This is a genomic window from Streptomyces sp. NPDC051041 (assembly GCF_044456065.1).
Classification (GTDB): Bacteria; Actinomycetota; Actinomycetes; order Streptomycetales; family Streptomycetaceae; genus Streptomyces; species Streptomyces glaucus.
On the sequence record NZ_JBITFM010000036.1, the window covers coordinates 1 to 11826 of the forward strand.

11 protein-coding genes, 1 tRNA gene and 1 pseudogene are annotated in these 11826 nt (G+C 70.3%); 9 read left to right on the top strand and 4 right to left on the bottom strand.

From position 1 onward, the window contains the following. The 3 genes and pseudogenes from ACIBAI_RS28755 to ACIBAI_RS28765 all read left to right on the top strand — a co-directional run. A pseudogene (locus ACIBAI_RS28755) lies at positions 1-100 on the top strand (IS481 family transposase); the annotation flags it as partial. A gap of 126 nt (positions 101-226) precedes the next feature. Next, positions 227-1204 (top strand): ArsA family ATPase, encoded by a 978-nt coding sequence (locus tag ACIBAI_RS28760; RefSeq protein WP_399038733.1) that lies wholly within the window; start codon positions 227-229, stop codon positions 1202-1204. A gap of 31 nt (positions 1205-1235) precedes the next feature. Beyond that, positions 1236-2588 (top strand): ArsA family ATPase, encoded by a 1353-nt coding sequence (locus ACIBAI_RS28765; RefSeq protein ID WP_399038735.1) that lies wholly within the window; start codon positions 1236-1238, stop codon positions 2586-2588. A 24-nt stretch (positions 2589-2612) separates the two neighbouring features. On the opposite strand, the gene wblA is transcribed toward ACIBAI_RS28765, so the two are convergent. Further along, positions 2613-2951, bottom strand: a complete 339-nt coding sequence (wblA, locus tag ACIBAI_RS28770) for a transcriptional regulator WblA (RefSeq protein WP_399038737.1) — start codon at positions 2949-2951, stop codon at positions 2613-2615. A 477-nt stretch (positions 2952-3428) separates the two neighbouring features. Between wblA and ACIBAI_RS28775 the strand changes: the two genes are divergently transcribed. Continuing rightward, on the top strand, positions 3429-5765 hold the full coding sequence (locus tag ACIBAI_RS28775) for a transglycosylase domain-containing protein (protein ID WP_399038740.1): 2337 nt from the start codon (positions 3429-3431) through the stop codon (positions 5763-5765). 134 nt (positions 5766-5899) lie between these two features. On the opposite strand, the gene ACIBAI_RS28780 is transcribed toward ACIBAI_RS28775, so the two are convergent. Next, entirely contained in the window at positions 5900-6364 is a 465-nt protein-coding gene (locus tag ACIBAI_RS28780; protein ID WP_399038742.1) for a GatB/YqeY domain-containing protein, read from the bottom strand. A gap of 121 nt (positions 6365-6485) precedes the next feature. On the opposite strand from ACIBAI_RS28780, the gene ACIBAI_RS28785 reads away from it, so the two are divergent. The 3 genes from ACIBAI_RS28785 (at position 6486) to ACIBAI_RS28795 (ending at position 8406) form a co-directional block, all read left to right on the top strand. Beyond that, the gene (locus tag ACIBAI_RS28785; RefSeq protein ID WP_399038744.1) at positions 6486-7412 is read left to right on the top strand and encodes a metallophosphoesterase; all 927 of its coding nucleotides are present in this window, start codon (positions 6486-6488) and stop codon (positions 7410-7412) included. Between the two features lie 85 nt (positions 7413-7497). Then, positions 7498-8298 carry a Pr6Pr family membrane protein gene (locus tag ACIBAI_RS28790; protein ID WP_399038745.1) on the top strand — a complete coding sequence of 267 codons (801 nt, stop codon included), beginning with the start codon at positions 7498-7500 and terminating at the stop codon, positions 8296-8298. A 34-nt stretch (positions 8299-8332) separates the two neighbouring features. Next, a tRNA-Pro gene (locus tag ACIBAI_RS28795) sits at positions 8333-8406 on the top strand. Positions 8407-8602: 196 nt separating this feature from the next. Here the strand turns inward: ACIBAI_RS28795 and ACIBAI_RS28800 are convergent. Both ACIBAI_RS28800 and ACIBAI_RS28805 read right to left on the bottom strand, forming a co-directional pair. Further along, positions 8603-9115, bottom strand: coding sequence for a hypothetical protein (locus ACIBAI_RS28800; RefSeq protein ID WP_399038747.1), 513 nt, complete (start codon positions 9113-9115; stop codon positions 8603-8605). A gap of 173 nt (positions 9116-9288) precedes the next feature. Beyond that, on the bottom strand, positions 9289-9783 hold the full coding sequence (locus ACIBAI_RS28805) for a hypothetical protein (RefSeq protein WP_399038749.1): 495 nt from the start codon (positions 9781-9783) through the stop codon (positions 9289-9291). A 255-nt stretch (positions 9784-10038) separates the two neighbouring features. On the opposite strand from ACIBAI_RS28805, the gene istA reads away from it, so the two are divergent. Further along, complete coding sequence (gene istA / locus ACIBAI_RS28810; RefSeq protein WP_399038751.1) at positions 10039-11280, top strand: IS21 family transposase; 1242 nt, start codon at positions 10039-10041, stop codon at positions 11278-11280. Further along, the coding region (locus ACIBAI_RS28815; RefSeq protein WP_399038753.1) for an ATP-binding protein at positions 11280-11826 on the top strand (547 nt) is incomplete at its 3' end. The genes istA and ACIBAI_RS28815, both read left to right, overlap by 1 nt.

The window sequence follows — 11826 nt, forward strand, 5'->3', positions numbered from 1 at the left end:
CGACTTCCTGCACACCTACAACTACCATCGCTGCCACACCGCACTCGCAGGCCAGCCCCCGATCAGCCGTGTCAACAACGCTGCAGGCCAATACATCTAGCCGCTGCCCGGACCGCCCCCGGCGGCCGACTCCGGCCCCCGCGGAGGGCGGTCCGGACGGCGCCGGCGGGCACGTCGTCCACAGCCTCCCGCCCGCTTCCGCCCCGGACTGGTTACGCTCGAAGACGTGAGCAGGCTCCAGGTCGTCAGCGGCAAGGGCGGTACCGGCAAGACCACGGTGGCCGCGGCCCTCGCGCTGGCCCTGGCCACGGAGGGGAAGCGGACGCTTCTCGTCGAGGTCGAGGGCCGTCAGGGCATCGCGCAGCTCTTCGAGACGGAGGCGCTGCCGTACGAGGAACGGAAGATCGCCGTCGCCTCCGGGGGCGGGGAGGTGTACGCCCTCGCCATCGACCCCGAACTGGCCCTCATGGAATACCTCCAGATGTTCTACAAGCTGGGGGGCGCCGGGCGGGCCCTGAAGAAGCTCGGCGCCATAGACTTCGCCACCACCATCGCGCCCGGCCTGCGGGACGTCCTGCTGACCGGCAAGGCGTGCGAGGCGGTGCGCAGGAAGGACCGGAACGGACGGTTCGTCTACGACTGCGTCGTCATGGACGCGCCGCCGACCGGGCGCATCACCCGGTTCCTGAACGTCAACGGCGAGGTCGCCGGGCTCGCCAGGATCGGCCCGATCCACAATCAGGCGCAGGCCGTGATGCGGGTGCTGAAGTCCCCTGAGACGGCCGTGCACCTGGTGACGCTGCTGGAGGAGATGCCGGTCCAGGAGACCGTGGACGGCATCGCCGAGCTGCGGGCGGCCGGGCTGCCGGTGGGCCGGATCATCGTGAACATGGTGCGGCCCGAGGTGTTGGACGCGGCCGACCTGGAACTCGTACGGGCGGTGCCGCGTTCCTCCGTCGCCCGGGCGCTGTCGTCCACGGGGCTCGGCGGGGCGGGGCGCGGCGGGCACGCCGAGCAACTGGTGGATCCGCTGCTGGAGCAGGCCGCGCAGTACGCCGAGCGGCACGCGCTGGAGCAGGAGCAGCGGGCGGTCCTCGGCGAGCTGGACCTGCCGCTGCACGAACTGCCGCTGCTCGCCGAGGGCACGGACCTGGCGGGCCTGTACGAACTGGCCGCCGAGCTGCGGAGGCAGGGCCTGTCATGAGACCGTCCACGAGTCGGAAGCAGGGAATGTCATGAGCCGTCCGGACCCGGCCCAGGCGCACGACACGGCCCGCCCCCACCTCTCCCCCGCGCGCGTCCTCGACATCGATCCGCTGCTGGCGGACCCCGGGACCCGCATCGTCGTGTGCTGCGGCTCGGGCGGGGTCGGCAAGACGACCACCGCGGCGGCCCTCGGTCTGCGCGCCGCCGAGCGGGGCCGCAAGGTGGTGGTCCTCACCATCGACCCGGCCCGTCGGCTCGCCCAGTCCATGGGCATCGACTCCCTCGACAACACCCCGCGCCGGGTGAAGGGCATCGACGACTCCGCGGGCGGCGAGCTGCACGCGATGATGCTCGACATGAAGCGCACCTTCGACGAGATCGTCGAGGCGCACGCGGACCCCCAGCGGGCGGCCGCGATCCTGGGCAACCCCTTCTACCAGTCGCTCTCGGCGGGCTTCGCGGGCACGCAGGAGTACATGGCGATGGAGAAGCTGGGCCAGCTGCGGGCGCGGGACGAGTGGGACCTGATCGTCGTCGACACCCCGCCGTCCCGTTCGGCGCTCGACTTCCTGGACGCGCCCAAGCGCCTCGGCTCGTTCCTGGACGGCAGGCTGATCCGGGTGCTGCTGGCCCCGGCGAAGGTCGGCGGCCGCGCCGGGATGAAGTTCCTGAACGTCGGCATGTCGATGATGACGGGCGTCCTGGGGAAGCTGCTGGGCGGTCAGCTGCTGAAGGACGTGCAGACGTTCGTGGCCGCGATGGACTCGATGTTCGGGGGGTTCCGTACGCGCGCGGACGCGACGTACAAGCTGCTCCAGGCGCCCGGCACTGCGTTCCTGGTAGTCGCGGCCCCGGAGCGGGACGCGCTGCGCGAGGCCGCGTACTTCGTGGAACGGCTGGCGGCCGAGAAGATGCCGCTGGCCGGTCTGGTGCTCAACCGGGTGCACGGCAGCAACGCCGGCCAGCTGTCGGCCGAACGCGCCCTCGCCGCCGCGGAAAATCTTGAGGACCCGCGCATTGTGGATCAGGACGGCGGGAAAGCTGGACTTCGTAACTCCCACGAAACGTACGGCAGTTCCGACTCTCCCGCTTCCGCGGCGCCGGCTTCCGACGACGGCTCCCCCACGGCCGTGGACACGCCTGCGGACACCGCCGCGGATCCGGAGCGATCCGTCGACCGGCTCACGGCGGGCCTGCTGAGGCTGCACGCGGACCGTATGCACCTGATCGCGCGCGAGCAGCGCACACGTGACCGCTTCACCGCGCTGCATCCCGAGGTGGCGGTGGCCGAGGTGGCCGCGCTCCCCGGCGACGTGCACGACCTCGCGGGCCTGCGGGACATCGGAGACCGTCTCGCGGCGGGTCGGTCCGAGCCGGCGTAGCCCGGCGCCGCCGCCAGCCGGCGGTCAGCTGACGGCGGCGTAGTCCTCGTACACCTCGTCGTCGTTGAGGGGCACCACACCGGCCCCCCGCTCGTACTCCGTACGCGCGGTCTCCAGCAGCCGGCGCCAGGAGGTCACGGTGGGCCGCCTGCGCAGCAGTGCGCGGCGCTCCCGCTCCGTCATGCCTCCCCACACGCCGAACTCGACGCGGTTGTCCAGCGCGTCCGCCAGGCACTCCGTGCGCACCGGGCATCCGGTGCACACGGCCTTGGCCCTGTTCTGCGCTGCTCCTTGAACGAACAGTTCGTCCGGATCGGTAGTGCGGCAGGCAGCCTGCGCACTCCAGTCGGTCACCCAGCCCATACCGGCGCCGTCCTCTCCCGAATCGAGGCTCCCCCACGGCGACAGCGGCATATTCACCGCTGCCAGTTGAGGACGTTACGGAAGGTGGGCACAGTGCAACACCCCCAGCGGGCCCAATCTTGAATGGTCCGAACGGACTATGGGTAAGCGGCAGATCACCCGGGGGAGTGAGCTGGCGACATGCACGGCATTCGCGGCATAACGGGACAGTTGCGTTGCGCCACAAGGGGCATCGGCCAACACACAAGGCGGATTCGGACACCGCCGCCCCCGCACGCTCCGCTCCGGCCCGCCTCTCTCCGCCCGCGCCCCGACGGCGGACCGGCAGCGAGCCCACGGAAAAAAGACCGAGCGGATCCGGAACGATTCGACGTCACCGGACGTGTCTGATACATGGCCCCACTGCTGTAACGGTCGAGAGCAGCTTAGGCCAAGGCATATACGTGTGTCCGGCGAATGAGAACGTAGGCTGCCCCTATGCCAAAGAAGCGCTCGGGCGGTGGTCTGTCGCCAACGCAGCAGGCCGCCAAGTTCCTCGGTGTCAGTGTGCTCTCGGGAGCGGTGCTGGCCGGCATCGCGCTGCCCGCCGTCGGCGCGCTGGGCCTGGCGGCGAAGGGCTCGGTGGAGAGCTTCGACGAGCTCCCGGCCACCATGAAGACCCCGCCGCTGAGCCAGCGCACCACGATCCTCGACTCCGAGGGCGGCGCGCTCGCCACGGTGTACTCGCGCGACCGGACGGTGGTGCGGCTGAAGGACATCTCGCCGTACATGCAGAAGGCGATCGTCGCCATCGAGGACGCGCGCTTCTACCAGCACGGCGCGATCGACCTGAAGGGCGTGCTGCGCGCCCTGAACCGCAACGCGCAGAGCGGCGGAGTCGCCGAGGGCGCCTCCACGCTCACCCAGCAGTACGTCAAGAACGTCTTCGTCGAGGAGGCCGGCGACGACCCGACGAAGGTCGCCCAGGCCACCCAGCAGACCCTCGGCCGGAAGATCCGCGAGCTGAAGTACGCGATCCAGGTCGAGGAGGAGCTCGGCAAGAAGAAGATCCTCGAGAACTATCTGAACATCACCTTCTTCGGCCAGCAGGCCTACGGCGTCGAGGCCGCCTCCCAGCGCTACTTCTCCAAGCCCGCGAAGGACCTGAACCTCCAGGAAGCGGCCCTGCTCGCCGGCATCGTCCAGTCCCCCAGCCGGTACGACCCGGTCAACGACGAGGCGGAGGCCACCAAGCGGCGCAACGTCGTGCTGCAGCGCATGGCCGACGTCGGCGACATCTCCCAGGCCGAGGCCGACCGGGCGATGCGGACGCCGCTCGGGCTGGACGTCAGCCGCCCGAAGAACGGCTGCATCACGGCGGTCAAGGGCGCCGGCCACTTCTGCAAGTACGTGGAGAAGGTCTTCCTCAGCGACCCGGTCTTCGGCAAGACCAGGGAGGAGCGGGCGAAGCTCTGGAACCGGGGCGGCCTGACGATCCGCACGACGCTCGACCCGCAGGCGCAGAAGTCGGTGCAGGAGTCGCTCAAGGACCACGTCAACCAGTCCGACGAGGTCGCCGCGGCGGCCACGCTGGTCCAGCCCGGCACCGGCAGGATCGTCGCGATGGGCCAGTCGAAGCCGCTCGGCTACGGCAAGGACGAGACCGAGTACAACTACTCGGTCGACGCGGCGTACGGCGGCTCCAACTTCGGCTTCCCGACCGGTTCGACCTTCAAGCCGTTCGTGGCGGCGGCCGCGCTGGAGGAGGGCCGCCCGGCGACGCAGGAGTACTCGTCGCCGTACGAGATGGAGTACCCGAGCCCCGTCCGGACGTGCAGCGGCAAGCCGTGGACCAACACGGACGACGAGACGGTCGAGAACGAGGACGAGTCGGAGGTCGGGCCGTACCGGATGAAGGAGGCCATGGCGAAGTCGGTCAACACCTACTTCGTCCAGCTGATCTCCGACATCGGCCTGTGCCCGGTGGTCGACATGACCGACAAGCTGCACGTGCGCCAGGGCAACGGCGACAAGCTGCCGCAGACCCCCTCCATCGCCCTGGGCTCGATCGGCCTCTCCCCGCTGACGATGGCGAGCGCGTACGCCGCCTTCGCCTCCCGCGGCATGTACTGCACGCCGGTCGCCATCGAGTCGATCACCCAGAAGATCGGCAACGAGCAGAAGCCCATGGAGGTGCCGAAGTCGACGTGCTCGCGGGCCATGTCCGAGAAGACCGCGGACACCGTCAACACGCTGCTGCGCGGCGTGGTCGACTCCGGTACCGGCCAGGAGGCCGGCCTCACCGACCGGGAGAGCGCGGGCAAGACGGGTACGACCGACGAGCGCCGCAACGCCTGGTTCGCCGGGTACACGCCGAACATGTCGGGCGCCGTCTGGGTCGGCAGCGCCACCCAGGAGGTCGAGATGAAGAACATCACGATCGGCGGCGTCTACCACCCGCTCGTCTACGGCGGCGAGGTCCCGGGCCCCATCTGGAAGGACGCCATGAGCGGCGCCCTCGCGGGCAAGGAAGCCCCGTCCTTCAACCTCGTCGACATCCCGGACGGCGATGACGAGGGCCGGGGCGACGAGGACGAGGACGGCGGGGACGAGGACGGCGGGGACGACGGGGACGACGGCAACGGCGACGGCCTCATCGGCGGCCTGTTCGGCGGCGGCACCGGCACGGACGGCGGCACCGGCACGGACGGCGGCACCGGTACGGACGGGGGCACGGGCGGCGGCACCTTCCCGACCCCCTCGTTCTCCCTCCCGGAGGGTCTCTTCCGGGGACAGGACGGGGGCAACGGGAACGGAAACGGGGGGTGGCGCTGAGCGGGCGGCCCCCCGGCGGCCCGCCGCCTCCCCCGAAACCCCGCAGCGCCTCCCCGGTCCCCGTACCGATTCGTACGGGGACCGGGGAGGCGCCGACCGCCGCGCGGCGCGGCCCCGCGCGGGAGCCGGCGGGATCAGCCGGCGAGAAGCTTCTTCACCGCGGCGGCGACCCGTCCGCCCTCGGCCTGACCGGCCACCTTCGGGTTCACGATCTTCATGACCGCGCCCATGGCCCGCGGCCCCTCGGCGCCGGCGGCCTTCGCCTCCTCGACGGCCTGGGCGACGATCGCGTCCAGCTCCTCGTCGGACAGCTGCTTGGGCAGGTACGCGGCGAGCACCTCGCCCTCCGCCTTCTCCCGCTCGGCCTGCTCGGCACGACCACCCTGCGCGAACGCCTCGGCCGCCTCCCGCCGCTTCTTCGCCTCGCGGGTGATCACCTTCTGCACCTCGTCGTCGGAGAGCTCCCGCTTCTCCTTCCCCGCGACCTCCTCCTTGGTGATCGCGGCGAGCGTCAGCCGGAGCGTCGAGGAGCGCAGCTCGTCACGCTCCTTGATCGCGGCGTTGAGGTCATCCTGCAGCTTCGACTTGAGCGTGGTCATGGCATCGATTGTCGCAGGTACGGGGAGCGGAGCGCCCGCCGATTTCGAGGGCGCGGCGGGGGCACCGGGTCCAGGGGACGCCCGGGCGCACCGCGCCGGCGGGGTCTGACACGATGGTCACATGCGCGCGCGATACGGAGTGCCCCTGGGAATCGCGGCGGTTGGCGCCGCCGGACTGTTGTACGCGGCGGGCTTCGAGGCCCGCTCCTTCCGCCTGCGAAGGGTGACGATCCCGGTCCTGCCCTCCGGCATGCGCCCCCTGCGCGTGCTGCAGGTGTCCGACATCCACATGGTCGGCGGCCAGCGCAAGAAGCAGCGCTGGCTGCGCTCGCTGGCGGGCCTGCGCCCCGACTTCGTGATCAACACGGGCGACAACCTCTCCGACCCGGAGGGCGTCCCCGAGGCCCTGGACGCCCTCGGCCCCCTGATGGAGTTCCCGGGCGCGTACGTCTTCGGCTCCAACGACTACTACGGCCCGCGGCTGCGCAACCCCGCCCGCTACCTGATCGAGAAGGCCCAGGGCCGCCACGGCCTGAACGGCAACCCGCCCGCCGTGGACGTCGTCCACAACCCGTGGGAGGAGCTGCGGGACGCCTTCGACGCCGCCGGGTGGCTCAACCTCACGAACACGCGCGGCACGCTGAAGATCGACGGCGTGTCGGTCGAGCTGACCGGCCTGGACGACCCGCACATCAAGCGGGACCGGTACGCGGAGGTGGCCGGGGGCCCGTCCGGCACGGCGGACTTCGCGATGGGCGTGGTCCACGCGCCGTACCTGCGCGTGCTGGACGCGTTCACGGCGGACGGCTACCCCCTGATCCTGGCCGGCCACACGCACGGCGGTCAGCTCTGCATCCCCTTCTACGGCGCCCTGGTCACCAACTGCGACCTGGACACGGACCGGGTGAAGGGCCTGTCCACGCACACGGCGGACGGCCGCACGGCCTACCTCCACGTGTCGGCCGGCTGCGGCACGAACCGCTACACGCCGGTGCGCTTCGCCTGCCCGCCGGAGGCGACGCTGCTGACGCTGGTGGAGCGGGCGTGAGGGGCTGACGTCGGCGGGGGCGGGACGTAACCCGAACAGCTCCGCCCGTATCGCCCGGTATGCCCCATCTGCCTAGCGTGAGGGCATGACCGCCCCGATACCCAGGGACATCCCGGACCTCCCCGCGGTCCCGAGCCCGCCCGCGCTGCTCCCCTCGCCCGTCCCGGCCGCGGCCGTCCTGCCGCGCGTACGCCGCCCCCTGACCGCGGTCTACCGCCTGCTGGTCGCGTCCACGGCCCTCGCGGCAGTGATCGTCGAGCTGCTCCTCGGCAGCCCGAGTCGCGCCCTGGCCCACTTCACGGTCCAGAGCGGCATCCTGCTGGCGCTGGTCCTCACCCTCGCGGCCCGCCGCGCGTGGACCGCCCGCCACCCCCTGCCGACCGCCCTGACGGGTGCGGCACTGCTCTACGTCGTGATCAGCGGCCTCGTGCACCACCTCCTGCTGGCCAACACCGCGAACCCCTTCGCCCTGCCGGGCCCGGTGTCGCCCTCGGCGCCCGCCGCGCCGACGGTCTGGCAGACGGCCGCCGGCCACATCCTGCACACGGCGGTCCCGATCGCGGCGGCCCTGGACTGGCTGCTCCTGACCGCACCGGGCCGCCTCCACCTCCGCCAGGCCGCCCCCTGGCTGCTCTACCCCCTGGCCTACCTGGTCTTCTCCCTGGCCCGCGGCGCACTCCTCGCACCCGACGCCCCGGCCCGCTACCTCTACCCCTTCCTGGACGTCGACCGGCACGGCTACCGGAGCGTCCTCGGCAACGCCCTCCTCCTGGGCCTCGCCTGCTACGCCCTGGCGGTCCTCCTCGTGGCCCTCGACCACCTCCGCCCGAACCCGGTCCGCCACCGCTCGAAAACCGGATTTCGTCTACAGCCACCAGTGGGCTAAAGTAAACGTCGTCGCCGCGACAAGCAGCGACGATCGGGGTGTAGCGCAGCTTGGCAGCGCGCTTCGTTCGGGACGAAGAGGTCGTGGGTTCAAATCCCGCCACCCCGACAGTGAAGTACCAGGTCAGGGGCCTGATCCGCTTAGCGGATCGGGCCCCTGAGTGGTTTCTGAGGGCATCCTGGGAGCCGTTTGGGAGCCGACTGCTGTTCCCGGCTCCCAAACGGTTGCTCCTACCGGCAGACGGCACCGACCCGATGCGAACCCGACCCTCCTCCTAGCCCACACAATGAAGCGCGCTTGCGTGTCATCGCCGGTCCGCGCCGCGAAGGATGTCGACAAGATCAGCAGGGGCGGGAATCCGCCCTCGGAGGAAGATGACTGCCCCGAATGTGACGACGAAGCCCAGCAGCGGCCCCAGGGCATCAGAGGGGATCCCGAAGGCGACCGCAGCAGCCATAGCAGCGACGACCCCGGCTCCGAGGCCGAGGAACCGCAGGTACTCACCCTGAGACGCCGAGACCTCTGGGTCCAAGCGGTCTTGGTCGAGAAGCTGACCGAGTCGACCTTCTGCGTATCGCTCCGCGATGGTCACGAGCATGACGGCCATTTCCCTCAAAGCCTCGGCTGGTTCAGCGTCCTGCCGAGCCTCAGCGGCGCGTAGTGCGCCGACCACCTGCGCAGCATGAGCCTTAAGGACTCTGCGGTGATGACTGCCGATCTCCACGAGTCCAAAGGTGTTGTGCCAAACCGATTCCGACACGAGGTAGCGCGTCTTGTACGCCCGCCAGATGACACGTTCGGCGGACCGCATCGACACGCGTGGGACCCCAGCTACTCCAGTCCCCTGCGTCCACCGCTGGTGTGCGCGACTACACCGTGCGGCGGACACCAGCAGAACCACGACCGGTAGAAAGCCACCCCGCTCAGCCCTCTGCCTCTCCCTTCGCTCGCGCTCCCGCTTTGCTCGCTCGCTTTCAGGGAATGAAAGGCTCACACCACGAACACTGTGACGACGAGGAACAGCAACAGCGCGACCCGCAATCCGAAGGCGAGGCCAGGTGGACTGTCCCACGTGCGCCCGAGCGATGTCGCGACAGACGACACCTTCTCTGTAGCCCATCGCAGCGAGTCGACCATCCCGTTCAGGAGCGCACCACCCGTAACTGCAGTGGCCACCATCACCCATAGAGTCAGCATCATCGGCACTTGAGTCAGGAAACCCTGCCACCACAGCAGCACACACTGAGGAGCCAGTCCCGGCAGATTGTCCGGTACATGCCCGCCCGTGACAGGAGCAACCATCGCCCGGGTCTGTTCCATGAAAATCGAGGCTCGCTCCTGCGCGAAGGCGTCCCGTCGCCTGCGGACCCGCTCTATGGTCTGCGCGCGCAAGGGCGGCCATACCTTTCGGCACCACAACTCCCATACCGAGAAGATCAGTAGGGCGCCCACAAGCATGGTTGCCCCCTTCAGCGCAGTCATCATGACGGCAGTCTTTCTGACGCCACTGACATCACGTGTTGAGCAGGCAGGACAGCGCGGAGAGTGGCTGGCATCAGGGAATCCGATGCGGCACGCGGACACGAGGACCCCGACTGTTTCCCAGTCGGGGTCCTCGTTGTCGGCGTGCCCTAACTGTCGGCGACGCCTGAATTCTGACCCTCTGACGGCGGATCAAAAGTGACCCTCTCGGTGGTCTTCGCCTGAACCTGATCTTGATCGGAAGGTCAGGAGGGAAGGGTGATCCGCGTGGAGGACTGGGCAGAGATCCGCAGGCTGCACCGGGCCGAGCAGATGCCGATCCGGGCGATCGCCCGGCATCTGGGCATCTCGAAGAACACGGTGAAGCGTGCACTGGCGAGTGACCGGCCGCCGAAGTACGAGCGGCCGGCCAAGGGCTCGGTGGTCGACGCGGTCGAGGTGCAGATCCGTGAGCTGCTCAGGGAGACCCCGACGATGCCCGCCACCGTGATCGCCGAGCGGATCGGATGGGAGCGCGGGATGACGGTCCTCAAGGAGCGGGTGCGGGAACTGCGGCCCGCCTACGTTCCCGTCGATCCGGTCTCCCGCACGACCTATCAGCCGGGTGAGCTGGCCCAGTGCGACCTGTGGTTTCCCGACGCGGACATCCCGCTCGGCTACGGGCAGACGGGGCGTCCGCCAGTGCTGGTGATGGTGTCCGGCTACTCGCGGGTGATCGCCGCGCGGATACTGCCCTCCCGCACGACCGGAGACCTGATCGACGGGCACTGGCGGCTGCTGAACGGGTGGGGCGCCGTGCCTAAAACTCTGGTCTGGGACAACGAGGCCGGGGTCGGCCGCGGCAAGCTCACCGCAGAGTTCGCCGCGTTCGCGGGCCTGCTCGCCACCAAAATCTACCTCTGCAGGCCCCGTGACCCCGAGGCGAAAGGACTGGTCGAACGCGCGAACGGTTATCTCGAGACATCGTTCTTGCCCGGCCGCACGTTCAGCGGCCCAGGCGACTTCAACACTCAGCTGACCGCCTGGCTGGCCATCGCCAACCGGCGCCTGCACCGCACCCTGCAGGCCCGTCCCGCCGAACGCTGGGAGACCGACCGGGCCGGGATGCTCACCCTGCCGCCCGTCGACCCGCCCGCCTGGTGGCGGATGCAGACCCGCATCGGGCGTGACCACTACGTCCGCGTCGACACCAACGACTACTCCGTGCACCCCGAGGCGATCGGCCGCACCGTCACCGTGCTCACCGACAACGACGAAGTCATCGCGCTGGCGCCCGGCGGCGTGATCGTCGCCCGCCACCCCCGCTGCTGGGCCCGTCACCAGACCCTCACCGATCCCGACCACGCCGCTGCGGGCCAGACGATGCGCGGGCAGGCCCGCCATCAGCAGGCCGCCCAGGCCGAGGTCGGCCCGCCCGTCGAGGTCGAGCAACGCGAACTCAGTTCCTACGATCGGCTGTTCACCGTCATCGAAGGCGGCGGCGACAGGGAGGCCGGCTAATGCCCCGCACCACCAGTGCCCCGGTCGAAAGCACCGCAGCCGGCCGCAGGACCGGCTCCCAAACGGCCGCCGACCTCGCCTTCCTCGCCCGCGCGATGAAGGCCCCGGCCCTGCTGGACGCCGCCGACCGGCTTGCCGAACGCGCCCGCAAGGAGTCCTGGACCCACGCCGAATACCTCGTCGCCTGCCTCCAGCGCGAGGTCTCCGCCCGCGAATCACACGGCGGCGAGGCGAGAGTACGTGCCGCCCGCTTCCCGGCGATCAAGACGATCGAGGAACTCGACGTCACCCATCTGCGCGGCATGACGCGACAACAGCTCGCGCATCTGGGCACGTTGGACTTCATCGTCGGCAAGGAGAACGCCGTCTTCCTGGGCCCGCCGGGCACTGGGAAGACCCACCTGGCGATCGGCCTCGCCGTCCGCGCCTGCCAGGCGGTTGGTGGAGATGTGGGGGGGGGGGGGGCGGGGCCGGGGGGGGCGGGGGCGCGCCCCGCCCCCCGCGACCCCCCCCCCCCCCCGGGTCAGGCGGGGGAGGGGCAGCCAG

Bases quoted from the DNA above. Each gene is read 5' to 3' on its own strand.
- ACIBAI_RS28765 (WP_399038735.1), top strand. From the start codon at position 1,236: ATGAGCCGTCCGGACCCGGCCCAGGCGCACGACACGGCCCGCCCCCAC.
- wblA (WP_399038737.1), bottom strand. From the start codon at position 2,951: ATGGGCTGGGTGACCGACTGGAGTGCGCAGGCTGCCTGCCGCACTACC.
- ACIBAI_RS28775 (WP_399038740.1), top strand. From the start codon at position 3,429: ATGCCAAAGAAGCGCTCGGGCGGTGGTCTGTCGCCAACGCAGCAGGCC.
- ACIBAI_RS28780 (WP_399038742.1), bottom strand. From the start codon at position 6,364: ATGACCACGCTCAAGTCGAAGCTGCAGGATGACCTCAACGCCGCGATC.
- ACIBAI_RS28785 (WP_399038744.1), top strand. From the start codon at position 6,486: ATGCGCGCGCGATACGGAGTGCCCCTGGGAATCGCGGCGGTTGGCGCC.
- ACIBAI_RS28790 (WP_399038745.1), top strand. From the start codon at position 7,498: ATGACCGCCCCGATACCCAGGGACATCCCGGACCTCCCCGCGGTCCCG.
- ACIBAI_RS28805 (WP_399038749.1), bottom strand. From the start codon at position 9,783: ATGATGACTGCGCTGAAGGGGGCAACCATGCTTGTGGGCGCCCTACTG.